Origin of the sequence: Bartonella bilalgolemi, assembly GCF_023500045.1 — a bacterium.
Lineage (GTDB): Bacteria > Pseudomonadota > Alphaproteobacteria > Rhizobiales > Rhizobiaceae > Bartonella > Bartonella bilalgolemii.
This window is the reverse complement of sequence record NZ_JAMCOF010000001.1, coordinates 247,649-269,060: the sequence shown is the minus strand read 5'-3', so window position 1 is coordinate 269,060 and position 21,412 is coordinate 247,649. Positions and strand designations below refer to the sequence as shown.

General features: G+C 40.6%; 21 protein-coding genes and 2 tRNA genes. 10 read left to right on the top strand and 13 right to left on the bottom strand.

Translation table 11 applies throughout. The features are described 5' to 3' along the window. From M4Z11_RS01140 to M4Z11_RS01130, 3 genes are all read right to left on the bottom strand, one after another. Positions 1–216: hypothetical protein (locus tag M4Z11_RS01140; protein ID WP_249674634.1), on the bottom strand; the 216-nt coding region annotated here is incomplete at its 3' end. 323 nt (positions 217–539) lie between these two features. Then, positions 540–1,832, bottom strand: coding sequence for a UDP-N-acetylglucosamine 1-carboxyvinyltransferase (murA, locus tag M4Z11_RS01135; protein ID WP_249674628.1), 1,293 nt, complete (start codon positions 1,830–1,832; stop codon positions 540–542). Between the two features lie 176 nt (positions 1,833–2,008). Then, positions 2,009–2,152 (bottom strand): hypothetical protein, encoded by a 144-nt coding sequence (locus tag M4Z11_RS01130; RefSeq protein WP_249675120.1) that lies wholly within the window; start codon positions 2,150–2,152, stop codon positions 2,009–2,011. Between the two features lie 282 nt (positions 2,153–2,434). On the opposite strand from M4Z11_RS01130, the gene M4Z11_RS01125 reads away from it, so the two are divergent. Further along, positions 2,435–2,509 (top strand) — tRNA-Thr (locus tag M4Z11_RS01125). Between the two features lie 209 nt (positions 2,510–2,718). Here M4Z11_RS01125 and M4Z11_RS01120 read toward each other — a convergent pair. The 4 genes from M4Z11_RS01120 to M4Z11_RS01105 form a co-directional block, all read right to left on the bottom strand. Beyond that, positions 2,719–3,336, bottom strand: a complete 618-nt coding sequence (locus M4Z11_RS01120; protein WP_249674622.1) for a lambda exonuclease family protein — start codon at positions 3,334–3,336, stop codon at positions 2,719–2,721. A gap of 489 nt (positions 3,337–3,825) precedes the next feature. After that, positions 3,826–4,017: a hypothetical protein gene (locus tag M4Z11_RS01115; RefSeq protein WP_249674619.1), complete on the bottom strand. Its 192-nt coding sequence runs from the start codon at positions 4,015–4,017 to the stop codon at positions 3,826–3,828. Between the two features lie 10 nt (positions 4,018–4,027). Beyond that, positions 4,028–4,414, bottom strand: coding sequence for a hypothetical protein (locus M4Z11_RS01110; protein WP_249674616.1), 387 nt, complete (start codon positions 4,412–4,414; stop codon positions 4,028–4,030). A 311-nt stretch (positions 4,415–4,725) separates the two neighbouring features. Further along, complete coding sequence (locus M4Z11_RS01105; protein ID WP_249674613.1) at positions 4,726–5,046, bottom strand: helix-turn-helix domain-containing protein; 321 nt, start codon at positions 5,044–5,046, stop codon at positions 4,726–4,728. Positions 5,047–5,505: 459 nt separating this feature from the next. On the opposite strand from M4Z11_RS01105, the gene M4Z11_RS01100 reads away from it, so the two are divergent. The 3 genes from M4Z11_RS01100 to M4Z11_RS01090 all read left to right on the top strand — a co-directional run bounded on the left by M4Z11_RS01100 (position 5,506) and on the right by M4Z11_RS01090 (position 9,102). Further along, on the top strand, positions 5,506–6,378 hold the full coding sequence (locus M4Z11_RS01100; RefSeq protein WP_249674611.1) for a YdaU family protein: 873 nt from the start codon (positions 5,506–5,508) through the stop codon (positions 6,376–6,378). Between the two features lie 13 nt (positions 6,379–6,391). Next, positions 6,392–8,380 carry a toprim domain-containing protein gene (locus M4Z11_RS01095; protein ID WP_249674606.1) on the top strand — a complete coding sequence of 663 codons (1,989 nt, stop codon included), beginning with the start codon at positions 6,392–6,394 and terminating at the stop codon, positions 8,378–8,380. Positions 8,381–8,496: 116 nt separating this feature from the next. Further along, complete coding sequence (locus M4Z11_RS01090; RefSeq protein WP_249674603.1) at positions 8,497–9,102, top strand: hypothetical protein; 606 nt, start codon at positions 8,497–8,499, stop codon at positions 9,100–9,102. A 1,080-nt stretch (positions 9,103–10,182) separates the two neighbouring features. On the opposite strand, the gene M4Z11_RS01085 is transcribed toward M4Z11_RS01090, so the two are convergent. Continuing rightward, positions 10,183–10,267, bottom strand: a tRNA-Leu gene (locus M4Z11_RS01085). Between the two features lie 172 nt (positions 10,268–10,439). Here M4Z11_RS01085 and M4Z11_RS01080 point away from each other — a divergent pair. The 4 genes from M4Z11_RS01080 (at position 10,440) to dut (ending at position 13,844) form a co-directional block, all read left to right on the top strand. After that, positions 10,440–11,048, top strand: coding sequence for a YqaA family protein (locus M4Z11_RS01080; protein WP_249674600.1), 609 nt, complete (start codon positions 10,440–10,442; stop codon positions 11,046–11,048). Between the two features lie 12 nt (positions 11,049–11,060). Next, on the top strand, positions 11,061–11,624 hold the full coding sequence (locus M4Z11_RS01075) for a disulfide bond formation protein B (RefSeq protein WP_249674597.1): 564 nt from the start codon (positions 11,061–11,063) through the stop codon (positions 11,622–11,624). A 755-nt stretch (positions 11,625–12,379) separates the two neighbouring features. After that, positions 12,380–13,186, top strand: a complete 807-nt coding sequence (locus M4Z11_RS01070; protein ID WP_249674595.1) for a VIT1/CCC1 transporter family protein — start codon at positions 12,380–12,382, stop codon at positions 13,184–13,186. 106 nt (positions 13,187–13,292) lie between these two features. After that, positions 13,293–13,844, top strand: coding sequence for a dUTP diphosphatase (gene dut / locus M4Z11_RS01065; RefSeq protein ID WP_249674593.1), 552 nt, complete (start codon positions 13,293–13,295; stop codon positions 13,842–13,844). Between the two features lie 187 nt (positions 13,845–14,031). Here dut and M4Z11_RS01060 read toward each other — a convergent pair whose 3' ends face one another. The 3 genes from M4Z11_RS01060 to M4Z11_RS01050 all read right to left on the bottom strand — a co-directional run bounded on the left by M4Z11_RS01060 (position 14,032) and on the right by M4Z11_RS01050 (position 15,802). Then, on the bottom strand, positions 14,032–14,508 hold the full coding sequence (locus M4Z11_RS01060) for a biopolymer transporter ExbD (RefSeq protein WP_409337874.1): 477 nt from the start codon (positions 14,506–14,508) through the stop codon (positions 14,032–14,034). Further along, positions 14,489–15,313, bottom strand: a complete 825-nt coding sequence (locus tag M4Z11_RS01055) for a MotA/TolQ/ExbB proton channel family protein (RefSeq protein ID WP_249674592.1) — start codon at positions 15,311–15,313, stop codon at positions 14,489–14,491. The genes M4Z11_RS01060 and M4Z11_RS01055 overlap by 20 nt, the downstream gene beginning before the upstream one ends. Positions 15,314–15,496: 183 nt before the next feature. Further along, positions 15,497–15,802, bottom strand: a complete 306-nt coding sequence (locus M4Z11_RS01050; protein WP_249674590.1) for a hypothetical protein — start codon at positions 15,800–15,802, stop codon at positions 15,497–15,499. 230 nt (positions 15,803–16,032) lie between these two features. On the opposite strand from M4Z11_RS01050, the gene M4Z11_RS01045 reads away from it, so the two are divergent. Next, complete coding sequence (locus M4Z11_RS01045; protein WP_249674587.1) at positions 16,033–16,353, top strand: ElaB/YgaM/YqjD family protein; 321 nt, start codon at positions 16,033–16,035, stop codon at positions 16,351–16,353. 3 nt (positions 16,354–16,356) lie between these two features. Beyond that, positions 16,357–16,779 (top strand): phage holin family protein, encoded by a 423-nt coding sequence (locus tag M4Z11_RS01040; RefSeq protein WP_249674585.1) that lies wholly within the window; start codon positions 16,357–16,359, stop codon positions 16,777–16,779. A gap of 647 nt (positions 16,780–17,426) precedes the next feature. Here M4Z11_RS01040 and glmM read toward each other — a convergent pair. Beyond that, positions 17,427–18,788 (bottom strand): phosphoglucosamine mutase, encoded by a 1,362-nt coding sequence (gene glmM, locus M4Z11_RS01035; RefSeq protein ID WP_249674582.1) that lies wholly within the window; start codon positions 18,786–18,788, stop codon positions 17,427–17,429. Between the two features lie 392 nt (positions 18,789–19,180). Continuing rightward, complete coding sequence (gene ftsH, locus M4Z11_RS01030; RefSeq protein ID WP_249674580.1) at positions 19,181–21,271, bottom strand: ATP-dependent zinc metalloprotease FtsH; 2,091 nt, start codon at positions 21,269–21,271, stop codon at positions 19,181–19,183. Between the last annotated feature and the right edge of the window lie 141 nt (positions 21,272–21,412).

Genomic DNA, 21,412 nt, shown 5'->3' with positions numbered 1-21,412 from the left:
CACTTCCCTCGAAGCCTGCCCGCTCATAACCACTTCCCTCGGATCCTTCCCGCTCATAACCACTTCCCTCGAAGCCTGCCCGCTCATAACCACTTCCCTCGAAGCCTGCCCGCTCATAACCACTTCCTTCGGATCCTTCCCGCTCATAACCACTTCCCTCGAAGCCACCCTGCTCTTGGTAAACCTCTGCAAGACGGGCATCCCTTCAGAGTTCATGAATGTCACCTCACCCTTTCCTCATCCTTTCTCTTTTTCCACCTATTCACTTTTCGCTTAAAATCATGAAAGAACCTTGGTTTTAGAAGTGATCTACTGTTTCAGTTCTCTTCAGCTTTTCCAAAGCATTGTGACAAAAGATTTCTCTTTGTGAAATGCCCGCCCCCATACTCCATTGTTTTTGGCACACTAGATGCCATTTGCTCTCCCTTTTATCCCTTAAGAGCTTTTCTCTTTTAAGGGGCCTTTAGGGGCCATTCTTTAGAAATTTTCTCAAGATCTATTTTAAAGGAACAATTTTCAATAAACAGTGGCGTATTTTCTCATCCTGTTACGCGTTGAATGTTTGCACCACATTGCGCTAACTTTTCTTCCAGCCGTTCAAAGCCTCGATCGAGGTGATAGACGCGACTAACGATTGTCTTTCCCTGTGCAGCAAGTGCAGCAATAACAAGAGAGACGGAAGCGCGCAAATCCGTTGCCATTACTTGTGCCCCTTGCAAATACTCTGTCCCATGGACAAGAGCTGTCTGTCCATTGAGCGTAATTTGTGCTCCCAAACGGATTAATTCCTGTACATGCATAAAACGATTTTCGAAAATTGTCTCGGTAATATGGGCATTTCCCTGTGCTCGTGTCATAAGAGCCATGAATTGTGCTTGTAGATCTGTTGGAAAAGCTGGAAAAGGACCTGTTTTGATATCCACTGGGATAATTTTCTGCTCTGGACTTCGTCTTACAGTGATCCCATCTGGTTTAATTTCGATTTCGAGACCTGTTTTTTTGAGGCATTCGAGAACTTCGGTAAGATGATGAGGATTTGCATTTTTCAGAAAGACTTCTCCCCCGCTCATTGCAACAGCCATGGCATAAGTTCCTGCTTCGATTCGATCTGCAATCACTTGAATTTTTGCGCCATGAAGTTTTTCCACTCCGTGAATAGTAAGGGTTTGTGTTCCTTCTCCAGAAATGCGCGCTCCCATAGTTTTTAACGCTTGAATAAGATTTATAACTTCTGGTTCACAAGCAACATTATCAAGAATAGTTGTTCCTTTTGCCATGACGGCTGCCATCAAGAGCACGTGTGTTCCCCCAACAGTTACTTTAGGGAATCGATACCGCCCTCCTTGAAGACCTTCTGGTGCTTTCGCATGAACATATCCCTGTTCGATAACGATTTGGGCACCTAGACTTTTGAGACCTTCGAGAATAAAATCAACAGGCCTTGTTCCAATGGCGCATCCTCCAGGTAACGAAACATAAGCTTCTCGACATCGTGCGAGCAGCGGACCGATGACCCAAAAGCTTGCGCGCATTTTTGTCACCAGTTCGTAAGGAGCGTGTATTGTTGTTATTTTTTTTGCTGTAAAGTGAATTGTCCTTGAATATTGGCTTTCCTGATGTGATTTTCGTCCCTCTACGGCATAACCAACCCCATGATGATTGAGAATTCTCAATAAGAGTTCAACATCAACGAGATGCGGAATATTATTCAAAGTAAGTGCCTCTTCAGTGAGCAATGTCGCGACCATAAGAGGAAGTGCAGCATTTTTAGCTCCTGAAATAGAAATAACACCATTAAGAGGATTTCCACCAATAATGTGAATAGAATCCATAATGTTTGACCCTTTTTACCCACGTCCAGAGTCTCCCCTAAAAAGGATCCTTTGCAAAGTTTCCTTTCGAAATAGATGAACACCTTGAGACGTCTTTTTCTATGACTTTGAAACGAATCATTCAGAGATTTGGTTGCAAAAATGCCGTAAAAATACCTTAATCGGAAGTCTTTTTTTTAAGAATTATCCTGAAATCGTTTTCGATTCTGCTCTTTTCGACGTTTTAAATTAGCGCGCAACTGCTGAGCGAGCCTTTCTTGGCGTTGCTTTTTTTTCTCATCTTTGCATTTTTTATTATTGTCTTGTTTTTGTTGATCCATTTGTGTCATGACACATTTTTTTGAACAATTTCACCTTTTTGATAACTCGAAGCGCATTAAGCTCACACTTTACCCGCCCCTTTATCTTTTTTCTTATCTCACCTTCTTTTTATATCATCTTCTTTGTCATGACATAAGATAGACCGACTTGCAAGAATAGATCAATGCTCTCTTGCCTATTTTGTAACAATATGGCACAAGGCGGCACAAAGACTTAAAGTACTGGGATTCAAAGTACTGCGACTCAAAGTGCTGGGATTCAAAGTACTGTGCCCTCAAAGTGCTGCGGTAGCTCAGTGGCAGAGCACTCCCTTGGTAAGGGAGAGGTCGAGAGTTCAATCCTCTCTCGCAGCACCATATTTGCAAGAACACCTCCTTTTCACAGCACTTTCTTTATTTACGCAGAAGTTCTTCTTTTTATTTTTATGCCTGCAGACTCATTTCTTTTGTTTTTTCTGCCTTTTTCCTCACGTTTGCACCTTATGTCTTCGCCGAGATTTTCTTTGGAACTCATTGCTTTTCCTTTTCCAGCTCTTTTGATTTTGCATCCCCCTTACCCTTCTTTTTTACAAAGAGATTGTTTGAAGACGATGTACCATCACTGCCAAAGCCTCATTAAATCGGTTAATTTCTATTTCGAGCCTTCGAATATAAGCCTCATCACGATAAGCACGTTTAATCAAAGGGGGCATATCTGGCCAATAGAACATTAAATCAATCCACTCACGTTGTGCAATCCATAATCCTCCTTGACATTGTGCTTTATGTTCAAGAGGAAAATCCCTTTGCGTATAATAAGGGATTAAAATTTCAGGTTTTTTTGTTTTGATTTCCAACATCCCATTTGTCCCAATCAAAGCATCTGGAGAAGCTCCTTTCAAACGATCCTCTGCCAAAATGAAACCAACGCATTCAGGTTCTGTCTGTGTAAGAGTTCCATACAGCTGACGTGCCTGTGGTTCTAATTCTATTCCGCGCCGCATAGGTAAGGTTATTCCCTCTTCGACAGACTTTCCCGTTATTCTTTCTCCAGCAAGCCTCATCATTACAGAGGTATATTTTTGGGTTTTTTTTCCATCTTGTTTTTGTGCGAGAACCATCTCAAACAAAGAAGCAGTAATCAACCCATTACGTGCTTGGCGCCATTCATCTGTTCCTTGAACACAATCAATAATGGTTGGCATTTTAATATTCTCCCCTTTTTATCACTCTTGCCTCTCTTTGAAGATCTTTCTTTTGTACACTCAGCCTTACACACTGATCTCCCCAACAAAAACGACACTCCAGTCCTTCGCCCAACCACAAGCGCAGTTGGACTCATACAGCAAACAAACCTCACACACTGATCTCCCCAACAAAAACGACACTCCAGTCCTTCGCCCAACCACAAGCGCAGTTGGACTCATACAGCAAACAAACCTCACATACTGATCTCCCCAACAAAAACGACACTCCAGTCCTTCGCCCAACCACAAGTGCAGTTGGACTCATACAGCAAACAAACCTCACATACTGATCTCCCCAACAAAAACGACACTCCAGTCCTTCGCCCAACCACAAGTGCAGTTGGACTCATACAGCGAAAAAGCATTCACTTTTTTTGCTTACAGTTTTCTATTTCCTGAAATTAATTTTGTACGATCATGAAAATGAGGAAATGAGGAAACACACCCCTATCTTTGCGCGACATAAAAATCATAACGCTGATACTGAAGCGCTAATTTCTGTGCCACGGACTCTGCTTCATATTGTGAAGTAAAAGAACAGGCGTCTTTTTGTTGTGGTTCCAATTTGATGATATTTTGTGCGCTTTCAACATAATAAAGTGGCAATCCATAAGAAAGTGTTTTGAGATAACTCTTCATTATTTTCCCCTTAATATCCATTCAACACATCAGACCAGCGCAAACGGTGCTGTTTTTCATAAGACCCATAGAGATTGTCTTCGTATTCTTGAGCAATTTTTTGATCTAAATAAGCATGATAAGCATCGCTATTAAAAATGAGAGGCGACACTTGTTCATCCTGATCATAGCGGTCGTCCATCTTCATCTCCACGTATAATTCGGCGATTTGTTCGCTTACATCATCGGCATGCAATGACCTTAAATCGAGCCGTAAAAGTCGGATCACATCATCATATTTATTGATCAGCTCAAGCACTTCTTCTTGTTCAAGAGGACCATCATAAGCACCACTGATTTCATCTTCACAAAGAATAATAAGAATTTCGTCCTCTTTAACGAATGGAATATTTTTCATGAATATTTCTCCCTTAGGCAGTTGATAAAGCTAACCTCTGTCTTGACATGATCAAATATAGCGTTAGTCTTATATCCTCTATGGAAGATATGTCAATGATTTTATCTCTAATAAAAGATATATTATGACTTTTGACAATGCTCAAATGAAAACAAGAACGAAAATTATTGTTATCTTGTTCCCATTTTGCTCTGCATTGTTTCTGTTTATTCTGAATCGATATATTTTCAACAGACGGGGGGCTGAAATGAGTGATTTTGATTTTAAACTACTACAATCTTGGAAAAAACTTGACCGAAAAACACAACAAGCTATTTTGTTTTATCTTCGTCAAGTGATCGACGCAAAAGAGTCAAAATGGCCTTCCGCTCCTCAGGAGAAACCTTCAAAACGAGATCAATAAATTCTTGATCTTCAGGCGTTGTGCCTTGACCATAGAGAATATAACTCATACTGACATTAATTGCGTGACAGACATGATAAAGAGACTCGATCGTTGGCTCTTTTCCTTCAGAAAGAATTGAATGTAAATACCCAGCTCCTTTCCCTGCAGCGATTGAGATAGACCGTTTTGACCGTCCACTTTTTTCAAGTGCTTCCTGCAATCTTTGACGCCAACCATCAATATTCATAGCCTCACCCTATAGCCTACCTTTAAAAAAAATCTGTTTGTAATAAAATTGACTTGCTTTATCTTCTAAAGAGGATAAAATTAACAAAAATTTTCACTTATTGGAGGATTCATCATTTTTTTATCCAAAAACAATGCATCACCCCAGAGTGAGAGAATTAAACAGTCATTTTTCAAAAACCCACAATTGTTATTTTTCCCTCTTAAATTTCTATTCTTTATACAACCTCAAATTGCAAAATTGCAACTCTCTAAATCCTGCATAATTGATGAGTCAATTTTAAGGAAATACACAAAAAAATGATCCTCTACCAGAACAAAGCGAAACAAAACAAAAACGAAATAGGAACACTTTACAAAATAGTAAATTTGACCGACGCACTTTTGGAGAGACATAAAAATATATTTTTTGCTTTTTATCGCTTCATATCAGACTGAAAAGAAGAAAGTTTATTGCATCATGAAACAAGCTCTACACTCAGAAACGCCTCATTATGAGTCATCAATACTTCCTTATGTTTGTTGGTACCAGAATGATTTCCTTGGTGGAGTCCGTGGAATGCGAGCGCATGAAATCGGTATTTACACAATTCTACTGAATGAAATGTATGCGCGAGGGCGTCCCTTAGACTTATCAATCGAACGTTTAGCGCGTCTTTGTGGTTGTGACAAGAGAACTTTTGAAGGCGTTTTAGAGATGTTAATAATGGAGGGGAAAATATTACACTTAGCCAATGGGCTTTGGAACACACGTTGTGAAATTGTTTTTTATGAACGGGCAAAATTGCTTGAGCAAAAATCTTTCGCGGGACGCTCTTCAGCAAAAAAACGCAAGAAAATCAAAGAACAATTTCAACATCTGCTCAACGCTTCTCCTTTAGACGCTGAACGTAACTCAGAAGCTCAGAAGTCAGAAGAAAAAGAAACACCTCACGGTGTTTCACAAAAGAAATCTTCTTCGGTTGTTTCTTCTGCCTCTTTTTGTGCCGTTTCTTCCCCCAAAGAAGAAATCAAGGGGTCTCGTCTTCCTTCTGAGTGGCGCGCTGACATTACAACAGCAATTTCAGAAGGTCTCAGCGAAGAACAAGCACTTTGGCAAGAAAAAAAGTTTCGTGATTATTGGCAAGCGAAGAGTGGCAAAGAGGCGAAAAAAGTTGATTGGTCAGCCACCTGGCGTAATTGGTACCGCCGTGAAATTGAGCGTTTACAAGAAAATGATAAACGCCTTTCCGTTTTATCTTCTGTCGCTCTTTCAGCGCGCTCTACAACTGCCTTAAGCAATGCCCAGGAAGAAACCCTTTATAGCAGCCTTATCAATTATCAAGTTTCTTAACAAGTCTATTAAAATGAGCACACTTTTTGAAATTAAACAAAGGCTTACCGCCCAAGCAAGCTCTATAGCAGAAATGCTTCTTCCACAAGGAAAAAAACGAGGCAATTCTTGGGTTGTTGGCAATATTCGTGGTGAAGCGGGACAAAGCCTATCGATCAGCTTAAGCGGCAATAAAGCAGGGCTTTGGTATGATTTTGCTGAAGGGAACGGTGGAGATCTTCTTGACCTGTGGTGTAGCGTTAAAGGGATCAGTCTTTCTGAAGCACTTGATGAAGCACGCGCTTATCTCAATCTTTCCCGTCCAAAGCCTTTTATGGCGCCCCGCCATCACTATCGCGCTCCTCCTCTTCCGAAAGCTAATATTCCGCAACAACGGGTTAAAACATATTTGCACGAAGAGCGTCGCATTCCACTTGAGATTTTACAACGTTACCGAATTGGAGAAGAGGGCAATAAGATTATTTTTCCTTTTTACAAGCTGGATGGCACTCTTGCCTTAGTGAAAGAGCGCTTAGCCGAAGATGGTGCAACAGCAAAACCAACGGCCTCTCAGTGTGAACCGATTTTATTCGGCTGGCAAGCTTTGTCTTTCAAAGACTGTCCTTCGACGGACCGAACACTTGTTATCACCGAAGGAGAGATTGATGCGCTTTCTTTAGCATCCTATGGATATCCAGCTGTCTCGGTTCCCTTTGGCGGTGGGAAAGGAGGAAAACAAAATTGGATTGAGAATGAATTTGATCATTTAGAATCTTTTGAAACCATTTTTCTAGCCACGGATATGGATACACCGGGAGAAGAAGCAGCTTTTGAGATTGCTCATCGCCTTGGTCGCCATCGCTGTTATCGCGTCCACCTTCCTGGCAAAGATGCGAATGCCTGTTTACAAGCAGGGATTGACGCTTCCGTCATCCACGAAGCTTTTTTACAAGCTCAAAGTTTTACACCCAAAGGATTACGTCATGTTTTGGATTATAAGGAACAAGTTGTAAACTTATTTTATCCTCCTGAAAAACAGCATCTTGGCTATACAGTTCCCTATTCGAAGCTGAATGGTAAACTTTATTTCCGCCCTGCAGAATTGACACTTTGGAGTGGAGCGAGTGGCGCTGGCAAAAGCCAACTTTTATCGGATTGCATTCCCCATTGGATTGCGCAAAAAAGCCGTCTTTGCTTAGCTTCTCTTGAAATGAAAGGCGAGCAATCTTTGCGTCGCTTAACGAAACAAACTGGGGGAACGGAGCAACCAACGAAAGAAATGATTGAACGCGTTCTTCGTTTTTTAGATACAGGTCTCATTTTGTACGAGCATGTAGGGAAATCGAGCGTTGATGTCCTCTTAGATATTTTTGACTATTGCCGTGCCAAATATGGCTGTGACCAGTTTATTATTGACAGTTTGATGCGCCTTGGGATCTCCTCCGATGACTATGCAAAACAAGAACAGGCTGTTTATAAAATAGTTGATTGGGCAGTTTTAAACGCTGTCCACATTCATCTTGTAGCGCATACCCGCAAAAGTGGTTTAGAAAAGGATGTTCCGAGCACAGAAGACATTAAAGGCGCCTCAGAAATTGGTGCCAATGCTTTTAACATCATCACCATTTGGCGGAATCGTTCTTTAGAAGATAAAATTTTTTCGACCCATCAACCAGAAGAAAAAGCGCACTTAGCACAACGCCCAGGTGTTATTATCAATATCGCCAAACAGCGCTCTGGCGATTTTGAAGGAAAAATTGGGCTCTGGTTTGACCCTAAAACTTACCGTTATCGTTGTTCTTCTTCTGCTTCATTAACGCCCCGACGCTATATTGAACAGGACCAAAATGGCGCTTTGGAATCAAATCATCCCCTCCTTATCGCTCCCACAATGCACCGTTTTTCTCCTCCTCCTCTTCCACAAGAATTTCCTTCTTTTTCCCCTCCATATCCTCCCTCTGCCCAGAGAGACCCTTCAATACAAAAGAGAGACCCTTCAATACAAAAGAATAATTCTCTTTAAACAAACCCTCAACCAGCGCGCATTCCTTCAATCCTCCAACATCGCCACTGCTTAGAAGCCTTTATCAGTCCTTTTCCTCTCAAGAATAAAACCCACCCTTTTCATAAGGAAACATCATGACCCATTCACAAAAAAAAAATCCCACACTCACCTCCACCAAAAGACACAAATCTTCCTCCCCCTCTCTTTCCATATCCTCCCTCTGCCCAGAGAAACCCATTGGTCACTTAAAAACCCGAGAAGTGATCATTGAAACGAGTAATCCTTCTTTTCAACCCACATCTCCAATTAGCGCACAAAACCCACGCACCACTCTTGCTCTTATCGATGCGCATAGCCGTCCCATTGCCCTTTTATATAAGAAAGGACACATCAACCAAGCACAATACAAAGCAGCGGAACGCTTTTATGTTTATTGGCGTCAATGCCAAGGTGATACACAAATGAGTCTTGATTTGACCGTTCAAAAAGTGGATAATAATCAGAAATATATCCACCCAATAGAAGCCCAAACAAATGCCCTCAAACAATTACAAACAGTCAAAATCCACTTAGGCATTCTTGGGTACCGACTGGTTGAACAAGTGGTTGGTTATGATCAAGCATTTAAAGAATTAAGCCCCTCCAAACGCAAACAAAATTCTCTTGCTGATCATTTACGCGACTGTTTAGACCTGCTTGCTGTCCACTGGGGCTATGCAAATCGCACAAAGATATCTTAACTTCTTAAAAAAGCATACGTCATATCTTTTATCACCATTCCATAAAACACACCTTCGATTTCCCCATTTATTCTTCCTCCTTTGCCCTTGCCCTTGCGCCTGCCCTTATCCTTGCGCTTGCGCCTGCCCTTATCCTTGGCCCTTGCGCCTGCCCTTATCCTTGCGCTTGCGCCTGCCCTTATCCTTGGCCCTTGCGCCTGCCTTTGCCCTTGCCCTTGCGCCTGCCCTTATCCTTGGCCCTTGCGCCTGCCCTTATCCTTGCGCTTGCACCTGCCTTTGCCCTTGCCCTTGCACCTGCCCTTATCCTTGCCCTTGCGCCTGCCCTTATCCTTGCGCTTGCACCTGCCTTTGCCCTTGCCCTTGCGCCTGCCTTTGCCCTTGCCCTTGCGCCTGCCCTTATCCTTGGCCCTTGCGCCTGCCCTTATCCTTGGCCCTTGCGCCTGCCCTTATCCTTGCGCTTGCGCCTGCCCTTATCCTTGCGCTTGCGCCTGCCTTTGCCCTTGCCCTTGCGCCTGCCCTTATCCTTGCGCTTGCGCCTGCCCTTATCCTTGCGCTTGCGCCTGCCCTTATCCTTGCGCGTGCACCTGCCCTTATCCTTGGCCCTTGCGCCTGCCCTTATCCTTGCGCTTGCGCCTGCCCTTATCCTTGCGCTTGCGCCTGCCTTTGCCCTTGCCCTTGCGCCTGCCCTTATCCTTGGCCCTTGCGCCTGCCCTTATCCTTGCGCTTGCACCTGCCTTTGCCCTTGCCCTTGCGCCTGCCCTTATCCTTGGCCCTTGCGCCTGCCTTTGTCCGTCTTCTTATTCCTTCTTTCTGCTTTTTGTTTTTTCTATCCTTACTTTCTGTGTATAGGAGAGCACTCTCTTTTTTACAAAAACTCTTTTGGACGCATTTTTTTGGCCTATCTTTGCATTGACCTGTCTCCAAAGAGACTTTTCCTCAAAGAGGCTTTCTCCAAAAATCTTTCCAAGAGGATGTGCATAACTCAAAAGAGTAAGGAAAATATTCTCTCTTCACAAACTGTGTTGCTGTGTTGAGAAATAAAAAGATCTTATAATTAAAAAAAGAGAATATGAAATAAAATGGTGCGGGTGGTCGGACTCGAACCGACACTCCTCTCGGAACCAGATTTTGAGTCTGGCGCGTCTACCAATTCCACCACACCCGCACGACATCTGATAAGGAACATACTTGTCCCCTCTTTTTTTGCACTATATAAAGAATAGAAGATTCGTCAACACTAGACTTTTTTTTTGCAAGAATTGACTGTTTTTTGTCTCATTCAGGCTTTCTGAGATCTTCTTGATCTTCTTTGCCTCTTTGAATTGTCGGAAGAAATAATGATCTTGAACACGGTAAAGCTTTGGACAATTTCACTGGCAAAGCGCCGTACAGCACCTTATTGGCTTGGTTTTATCGCTTTTATTGAAAGCTTTATTTTTTTTATCCCAGCGGATGTTTTGTATATTCCCATCGCGCTTATTCGTCCTCAAAAGGCGTATTTCTATGCTTTTATTGCCACATTTTTTTCTGTTTTTGGGGGGATTGTTGGGTGGTGTCTTGGTTATTTCGCCTCTGACGCAATTGTCAAACCTCTTTTAGAATTTACCAATCAATATGAAAATTTTCAAATATTATACAATGATACGACTCAAGAATTTTTAGCAGTTTTACTGACTGTTTCGGGTCTCACCCATCTTCCTCCCATCAAGATTACCACCCTTCTTGCAGGCGTTACCCATTTTAATCTTTGGCTTTTTATTCTTCTCTGTATCCTTTCCCGTGGAACACGTTTTTATCTTTTTGCTTGGCTTATTCAACGTTTTGGCTCTCAAGCAACCCACTGGCTTTCTCATCACTTTAAATGGTTTATGCCGCTTAGTTTTCTTTTACTTTTATTCATTTATGGATTATACGCTTTTTTTCTCAAATCATATTTTTTTCTTTAAGACACGCACGCAATGACCTTTTCACGCTTTCTTTTGACCCGACATCTTGACTGTACACTAAGCAATAAAGAGCAAAAATTATGGATTTTTATTCTCGCCATATTTTCATTGATTCCAATTAGTATTGCTCTTGCCTTTGAATATATTAGTGGCATTTTTCCCTGTAAGTTGTGCGTGATTGAACGCTTGCCTTATTATGGCTCTCTTATATTTTTAAGTATTGCTGGCTTATCAACACGATTTTTCCCCTTCTCTGCTTGGATACGCTCTTTATTCTGGGGTATTTTTATATTCATGGTTATCAGCTTTATCTTAGCAATCTACCACGCAGGTGCTGAATATCGCTTTTGGGATGCTCCGAACAATTGTACTTCCTCCTCTATCATGATCATAAAAGAAGCCTCTCAACTTTTAAATCAATTAAATGCTTTTCAATCTCCCTCTTGTAATCAAGCACCCGGATATTTTTTGTTTCTTTCCTTTGCTGGATGGAATGCTGTTGCTAGTTTGTTTTTAATATTTATCAGCCTCTTTGTTGCTTCAAAAGGAATCCTCACGAAACATCAAAAACCATAAAGAATACAAAGGGAAAAGCACCTCATACAAACAAAATCCTCCCCTTTTATTCGTTCTTCTGTTTATCACCCGAGAAAATTTCTCCTTAGAATAATCTTTTCTCCAAAAGACGATGTCTTCTCTTTTTTCTTTCTTCACAGAGTGATGAGAAGCCTTTTCCCCTTCGTGTTATTTTCTTGCACCTTATCCATTATTTTAACAATTTCTTTCCAGCAAAAAGAATGATACGCTTTTCACAAATTTTTCATATGAAATCACTTTCTCAAAGAGTTCTCTCTTTTTTTTCAGAGGCAATAGAACACCTCTTTCTTTTTGTGCGCCCCCTAATAGAATGCCTCTCACTGTACCGAAGCCCTTCAGCTCTTCATTATCCTACATCACCACGATCAATAAGAAAGCAAAGGGCTATAGATGACACTTCCTTCATGCATTTTTTGCCCCCTTTTTCATCAAAAAATATATCAGATAGAAAATGCTCTGCCTTCGATGCTCATCCTCGATGCTCGTCCTTGCACGTTTTGAGAATCCACTTTTCCTCCAACAGAAAGCGTCCCCAAGAGTATCCATTCCCCCAAAAGGATTTTCATTCTCTATAGGATACTTATTGGGTTTCTCTACCAATTTATCCTCGTTTTTTTCCACAAAGAAAATTCTCCTCTACAAAAATTTTACTTCAATAACAAAGTTTTTGAATTGACTTTCATCATTTTCCTTTTATATTTTAGAATAATTCTAAAATTAATCATATGAGTCCAATGCCTAAGCATTTTTTTTCATCTACACCTCAAAAGATCTGTTCTTCTTGCACAGCACAAGAAATTGTTGCTCATGCTACCCAATTAAAAAAAGATCATGCCGCATTGTATTTAAAGTATGCAAAAGCGTTAAAATCGTCTTGTCCCACTCAAGCTTTAATTCTTGCTACCATGAGTCACAATGAGCTCCAGCACCACCAACAATTACTTAACCTTTCATGCCATATCAATGCAGGAACCTTAGGTTCATCGCCTGAAAGCCCTGCTTTTTCATCCTTTTCTCCTGCTCAGTCTCCTTCTCAACCTTCTGTAGAAACAGATCAATCTCCCCTTACTCCTCATCAAAAGAAAACTCTTTTAACGTGGATTCAACCCGGCCTTGCTGGGTTAATGGATGGTTCGATTTCCACCCTTGCCCCTATTTTTGCAGCCGCTTTTGCGACGGGTGATACATACAAAACTTTTTTAGTGGGTCTTTCGGCTTCTATTGGTGCTGGTCTTTCGATGGGACTTACAGAAGCTCTTCACGATGATGGTAAATTATCCGGCCGTGGCTCGCCTATAAAAAGAGGGATTGCCTGTGGTCTGATGACAATGCTTGGTGGTTTAGGACATACGATTCCTTATTTAATTGACTCTTTTTTCTTAGCGACATTTATTGCGTTTATTATTGTATTTTTTGAGTTAGGGGCTATTGTTTGGATCCAAAATAAATTCATGTCCATTCCCTTACGACGTGCTTCTCTTCAGATTATCCTCGGTGGCATTTTAGTTTTTGCGACAGGGGTTTTTATTGGCACAATCTGATCAAAAAACAGGGGATCTCTTTATTTAAGAAAACCATATTTGCTTGTTTTGTAAAAAGGCTTTTGTTAGGATATGAACTTGATTTATTTTTTGGAAATTCCTTGCCATGCCTCATTCTTCAAGCACCCCTCCTCGGACTCCTCAAAAAGACACTTTTTCTCACCTTGTACAAAAACTTCCTCTTCGGATTCAACGCCTTGATCACGGACAAGGGCTTGACCTTCCCCATTATGCAACGGCAGGATCCGTAGGTCTTGATTTGCGGGCTGCTCTTGCTCCAGAAGAAATTGTGAATCTCATCCCAGGACAGCGTATTCTCATACCAACAGGTTTTATCTTTCACCTTCTTCCAGGGTACGAAGCACAAATCCGTCCACGCTCTGGCCTTGCTTTAAAGCATGGCATCACTTGCCTAAACACTCCCGGAACGATTGATAGTGATTACCGTGGTGAAGTTAAAGTCCTGCTGATTAATTTAGGGCAAGAAAACTTCCCCATCCATCGTGGGATGCGCATCGCACAAACGGTCATTGCCCCAGTTATCCAGGTTAATGTTTGTGAATTTAATCCTACTCAAGAAGAGCTCCTCTCTGCTTCTTTCCAAACCATGCCGAACGATCGCGGCACGGGAGGTTTTGGCTCAACAGGACAAGAATAACACGCTCGCTCCTCTTTTTTTCAAGGCAGCACTCTTGCCCTCACACGCCTCTACAAAAGAGACTGATACAAAAACTCCCTCTGCTTTAGATCCCCCAGAATCCTCTAAACATAGGCTCCTCACTCCCAAACATCCCAGCGCAGTGCCGAACACACATTCTAGAACAAACAAATATCCTAGAATGCATTCAATCATCCTCTTCGATAGACTCATTTATCCCATGATGAGCAGCAGTTGTTGGAGCTTTATGGAGCCCTACAAGACCGATTTTGGTATATCCAGCCATTCGGATTTGATTAAGGAGATCTACAACAACTCCATAATCGATTTCGCTATCTGCTCGAATTAAGATCTTTGTTTCGAAATTACGCTGCGTTTTCTGCAACAAAAGATGAATCAACTCTGTTTTGCTGGTGCGATTTTCCCCAACATAAAGAGCATGATCCTTTTGTAAGGTAATATAAATGGGCTCATTAGTCTGAGGCACAACAGGGACTTGAGACAAAGTAGGCAACTGAACAGGAAGAACCGATGTTGCCAAAGGCGCAGCAACCATAAACACAATCAACAGCACTAATATTACATCAATGAAAGGCGTTACATTAATCTCACTATAGATGCCTTCTTCATTGTTTTCCCAATTATCATACTGATCTGTTTTCATAGCTAAACTGATAATTTTTGTTCTGTTGTTGCCTATCGAATTCACGACTTACAAGCCTTTCGATCGCTGCTGCGATATCGGCTAAATCATTTCGATATCCATTGAGAACACGTATAAAACCATTATAGATAATAACAGCAGGAATTGCTACAAAAAGCCCTATAGCTGTTGCCAGCAAAGCTTCAGCAATTCCGGGTGCGACCACATCCAACCGTGTTGTTTGAGACTTTGCGATTCCAATAAAGGAATTCATAATTCCCCAAACGGTTGCAAAAAGACCAACAAAGGGTGCCACAGATCCAATCGTTGCAAGAATAGCACTCCCGCAAGCAATACGCCGCGTTGCAGCAAACAAATAGCGTGATAAAAGTGAATGAATACGTTCTTTCACTCCATCGACCTGTCCACAAGAAAGGATATCATAAGAAAAAACTTCACCTTGATTTTTGTGTAAATCTTCAGATTTCATAAGATGAGGCTGTTGTGACGACAGACGTATTTCTTTGAGTGTTTCTTCCAAAAAGAAGACAGAAGTTCCTTTAATCTTTTTAAAGTTTGCTATGAGTTCTGCAAGTGTTTGAGCATTATTCGTTAATTGAAGAGCGCGCCGTGCTTTATATTTTGCAACAGTGAGTTCAACAATCTTGACAAAAGCAATTGTCCAGGAAAGAAGAGAAGCCAACAATAGAAATATAATAACAGCTTTTACAACCCAATCAGCAGCCATAAACATTGAAAAAGGAGAAAAATCATGCATTGATAATGCACTGGTATCGTTTTCTAAAGGAACTGTAGGAGATGTCATATTATATTCCCAACCCTTACTATTTAAATTTTTTATTTCCCCTTTTATACTTCTTGACTGCTCTTTATACTCTTTGACTAATTTTTATACTCTTTTTTAAATGTATAAATCCGAAAAAAACAAGTCATTATTTTTTTACTACTTACGATTAATCTTTTTTATTATCAAGAAGATTTTTAGATATCATTTATATTTCTTTTTTGCTCCCTTATAAAGAAAATCTCGCATTATTATTCCCGCTGGCATCATTCCCACTGGCATCATTCCCACTGGCATCATTCCCGCTGGCATCATTCCCACTGGCATCATTCCCACTGGCATCATTCCCACTGGCATCATTCCCACTGGCATCATTCCCACTGGCATCATTCCCACTGGCATCATTCCCGCTGGCATCATTCCCACTGGCATCATTCCCACTGGCATCATTCCCGCTAGCATCATTCCCGCTAGCATCATTCCCGCTAGCATCATTCCCGCTAGCATCATTCCATGTATCGAAGATATATCTTGTTTTTGCAGAGAACTCTTCTTTAAAGTTTTTAAGAAATACCTCCCCCCCCCATTTTCTTAGAATGATGCCTAAAAAGACTCTTCCTCAATAGACCAGGGAACCAAGAAGATTTTATGACGTTACAAAACATGACTATTAGATTTTTATTTCAGTCAAATAATATCAATACTCTGTACAATATAAGTCAAGAGAAAGAACAATGATTATGGCAAATAATAAAACAAACAACAAAACAGATACAGAAAAAAAATTAAAAAAACAGCTGGATCAATTACGTAATGAAATCGCAAGCATCACCTCAACCGTGAGTGACTTTGGTTCCAACAAAATGAATGAAGCAAAAAACAAAGCCGAACAACTTTACAGTTCAGCAAAGGAAAATAGTGAAGAACTCCTATCACAAGCGAAAAGCAAGTATAATGATCTAGAAAAAACGGTCAACCAACATGTTCGTGAGCATCCTGGCAAAGCTCTTCTCATTGCGACAGGAATTGGTTTTATTCTTTCTCACTTGTTGCGCCGTTAACCAATGTATAAAGTGATCGCACCCCTTTTGAACCACCTTGTTGGTGGAGGGATCCAAAGCACTGTCAAGAAAATCCAAATCCAAACATTTTGCTATGGGATTATTGGCATTGCATTATTTATAGCCCTGATCTTTTTATGCATCATAGGTTTTCTCGCATTATGTTTGGTGATGTCTCCTCTTACAGCCGCAAGTATATTATTTTTTATATGGCTTTTTGTTGCAGGACTCAGCGCTGTTCTTTGCAAGCTTTTAAAATCGTCTCACCGTCAAAATCACCAAAAGCAGTGGGAAAAACATCGTCATGAGCTTATAACAACTTCGGCCCTTTCCAGCCTTACGCTCTTAAACAAACATTTTCCTCTTGTTAAATTAGGGGGGCCTCTTCTCGGGCTTATGACTTATTTTCTTTGGAAAAAAAAATAAAAAAGACCTCTCTCTTTCTAAGGGAGGTCGCTTTTCGCATATCCCAAAAATACTTGCTCTTCACCCCAAATCCTCTTCGAAAGGAATTCTTTTCAAGCTAAATCCTTTTTGACAAAAGGACGTTTTGCTTTCAGAAATACTAAACCTGTCATCACTTTAATATTTTCTGTAACTAGAATGAGTTCCGTCCAACAAATATCACATTTTCTTCAGGATCACTGATAGCTTCTCTTCTACTTGGTATCATGCAACGAACTTTGCCCACAAGCACATCACTGTTTTTGATAGATCATTTTTTAAAGACAACAAGAAAATAATCTTTCATCACAAAATATCTGTTTCTCCAATGGATTATTCTAAAATTCTTTCTCATATTCAATGCCCATAACAATAAAGCATTTTTATTGCATGATTTTATATTTTCATCTCGTTCTTTACTCATCATAAGAATAGGATTGATAGGATAACTATAGCCTCTCTTACTCACGTAAAAAGAATGAGAGATTTCTCTCTGCAAAAGATAAACACACAAGCAAAAGAATAAGTTTTTATCCCACCTCTCACATAAATTGACGGCATTATGCATAGGGATTTACAGCAATAAACATGACAAAGCACACTCTTTTCTCAAAAGTTTTCCGCTCTTTTCACTGCACTGCTTTAGTGCCATCATGCTGCACAAGAACATCGCTGATCTCTGCAACAATCTCTTCAATTATTTTTTGATTGTCGCCTTCAGCCATTATGCGAATTAAGGGTTCAGTTCCCGAGGAACGAACCACCAATCGTGCATCTTTTCCTAGACGTTTCTGTGCGAGATCGATTGCAGTTTTGACCTTAGATTTCTGCAATATATTTTTATTTTTAATTGCTATATTTTTTAAAATTTGTGGGACAACTTCAAAACGCTGACATAAGTGGCTCATAGAAACCTGATTTTGCTGCATACAAGCGAGAATTTGCAAGGCAGCAACCAATCCATCGCCGGTTGTTCCAAAATCACTTAAGACGATATGCCCAGAAGACTCTCCACCCACATTGTATCCTTTTTGACACATAGCATCTACAACGTAGCGATCTCCCACATTTGTACGAATGAGATCCAATCCTTTGCTGTTTAAGAAACGCTCAAGCCCCAGATTTGACATAATGGTTGTAACCACTCCATTGCTCTGCAACCGTTCCGTTTTATACCAATGCTCAGCAATAACAGCAATGATTTGATCCCCATCGATAGTTTGAGCTTTTTCATCAACCATGATCACCCGATCACCATCACCATCAAGAGCAATTCCAACATCGGCACGCACTTCATGCACTTTTCTTTTTAAAGACGTGAGATCGGTTGATCCGCATTTCTGATTAATATTAAAGCCCGTTGGCTCATTATTAATCGCAAAAACTTCTGCTCCTAATTCCCATAATGCACGCGGCGCTGCTTTATAAGTAGCACCATTGGCACAATCCACAACGATACGTAAAGAATCCAATCGTACATCGCGTGGCAAAGTTCGTTTAGCATATTCGATATAACGATAAATATCCCCTTCCACACGTTTAGCACGACCAATTTCTGAAGATTCTGCTAAAGAGTGTAAAAGATCTGTCTCAATCAATTGTTCAATTTTGATTTCTATTTCATCGGAAAGTTTAAAACCATTGGGACCAAAAAGTTTAATACCATTATCATAAAAGGGATTATGTGAAGCGGAAATCATCACACCCAAATCAGCACGTAATGAACGGCACAACATAGCAACAGCAGGGGTTGGCACCGGTCCTAATAAGAAAGCATCCATTCCAGCAGCAGTCAATCCTGAAACCAAAGCATTTTCTAACATATAACCAGATAAACGGGTGTCTTTTCCAATGACCACGCGATGCGACTGTTCTTTTGCGCGAAAGAGAACACCCACTGCCATTCCTATTTTCATGGCAAAATCTGGTGTCATAGGAAAAAGATTGGCTTTCCCTCGAATTCCATCTGTACCGAAATATTTTCGTGCCATTTTTTTCCTTTTACATATTACATAGATACTTCTCTTACAGCTCCCACATACTGCAATTTTTTACGTTTTGATTATTTTTAAAATGAAGCAGAAAATCTCTTATCAAGAGACCCCTTTCCCATTCTACTGAAAATATATCATCATGAATGAGCTCTTAAGAGTTTTATACTCTCCGTCAACAATTTTATCTCTCAAAAATCTTAATTTTCTTCCAGCTTTTACTGCACCCTCCTTCGCAAAGCTTCTCTTTGTTCCTCGCTGACTTTCTTAAACCCAATCTCACACCTTTTATTCTCCTAGACAATATTCTTCCTGCCTTTAAAATTCTCTGAAGAGTTTGAATAGATTTTTATGATTATGATGCATAGAGCTTTAATAATGATGTGTTTTGACTAAGCATCATTAGCAGGAGTTTGTTTTTTCTTCCGCTCAGAAGTATGAGACTTTTCTGTAGTTTTTTCTTTATTTGCAGAGATATTTCCTGTTTCAGCTTTATCAGATTTATTTGCTTCAGTTTTATTTTTTTTGCTTTGTGATTTTGTTTCAGCATCACTGGTCTCACCCTTGTGAGTCTGATTGTCTTTTTCAAGACTGAGAGTATTTTGTCTTCCTTTTTTCCCTACTTTAGGCACAACTGAAGATCGCGAGCTTTGATTCTCACTTGCTTGTGAGCGAATAGGAGGTTTTCCTTTAATGATATCATTAATTTCTGGACCTGTTAATGTTTCATATTCCAACAAACCTTGAGCAATAGCCCACCACTGTTTCTTTTTTTCTTTCAAAATTTTTGTTGCACTTTTGTAAGCATCGTCAATCAGCTTACGCACTTCAGCATCGATCATACGGGCCGTCTCTTCAGAGATATTTTGTGTTCTTGCGACAGAATGCCCTAAAAAAACCTCATCTTGATTATCGCCATAAGCAACATTTCCGAGAATATCGGAAAATCCCCATCGTGTGATCATTGCTCGTGCTAACTTTGTTGCTTGTTCAATATCTGATGCTGCTCCAGAGGTGATATTTTCTTTTCCAAATTTCAACTCTTCGGCAACTCGTCCCCCCATCATGATAGCCAAACGTGAAATCATCCAACGATAACTCATAGAATAACGGTCCCCTTCTGGCAATTGCATGACCATGCCCAAAGCTCTTCCCCTTGGCACAATTGTTGCTTTATGAACGGGGTCAGCAATGGGAACACTCAAAGCTACAATCGCATGTCCTGCTTCATGATAGGCTGTGAGTTCTTTTTCCTCTTGTGTCATAGCAGTTGAACGACGTTCAGCTCCCATCATTACTTTATCTTTGGCATCTTCGAACTCTTGCATTGTCACCACTCTTTTATTACGGCTTGCAGCCATTAAAGCGGCTTCATTGACAAGATTCATCAAATCAGCTCCGGAAAATCCTGGTGTTCCCCTTGCTAATATTTTCAGATCAACATTAGGAGCCAAAGGCACATTCCGCACATGCACTTTTAAAATTTGTTCCCGTCCGGATACATCAGGATTTGGAACAACGACCTGTCTATCGAACCGCCCAGGTCTTAACAAAGCAGGATCAAGTACATCAGGACGGTTTGTTGCAGCAATTAAAATAATGCTTTCATTGGGTTCAAACCCATCCATTTCAACCAGTAGCTGATTTAATGTTTGCTCGCGTTCATCATTTCCTCCGCCTAATCCTGCACCACGATGACGCCCTACAGCATCAATTTCATCGATAAAGATAATACAAGGGGCATTTTTTTTGGCTTGTTCAAACATATCACGAACACGGCTTGCTCCAACCCCCACGAACATTTCCACAAAATCCGACCCAGAAATAGTAAAGAAAGGCACATTAGCTTCCCCTGCAACAGAACGGGCAAGCAAAGTTTTCCCTGTCCCTGGAGGCCCTACAAGTAAAACACCCCGTGGAATACGTCCACCTAAACGCTGAAACTTTTGTGGCTCCCGCAAGAAATCGACAATTTCTTGTAAATCCTGCTTAGCCTCTTCAACACCAGCAACATCTTGAAAGGTGACTCTTCCATGCGCTTCTGTAAGCAATTTTGCTTTTGACTTCCCAAAACCCATAGCGCCGCGTGATCCATTTTGCATCTGTCGCATAAAGAAAATCCACGCCCCAACAATAATAATAACGGGAAGCAACGAAAAGAGTAAATTAAGAAAGATGTTATTTCCAGAACTTTCTGGAATAGCTTTAACATTGACTTTTTTGTTTTCCAATTTTTGCACCAACCCTGGATCTCTTGGTGCATACGTTGAGATCGCTCTCTGATCTACAGTCTTTCCTATTAACTTTTGCCCTTGAATAGTTACAGCTTTAAGCTCACCATTCTCAACTTTCTGTAAAAACTCAGAATAGGATATTTCGGTATTTCCAGAGCGCTGGCTATCTCCATTAAAAAGAGAAAATAACACAATTAAAACAACAGCGATGATCCCCCAAATCAAAAGGGAGCGATAATTGGAATTCATATTAAGCCCATTTATTTAAATAGAGATTCTTAAGAGTCGCGTTCAACATATAATCTTGTTTCTTCCTTGCCAAGATATAAGAACTATTTATTATCCTTTAAAATGATTTTTCTTCGTCTTTTCCCCTTTTTTCTTTAAATC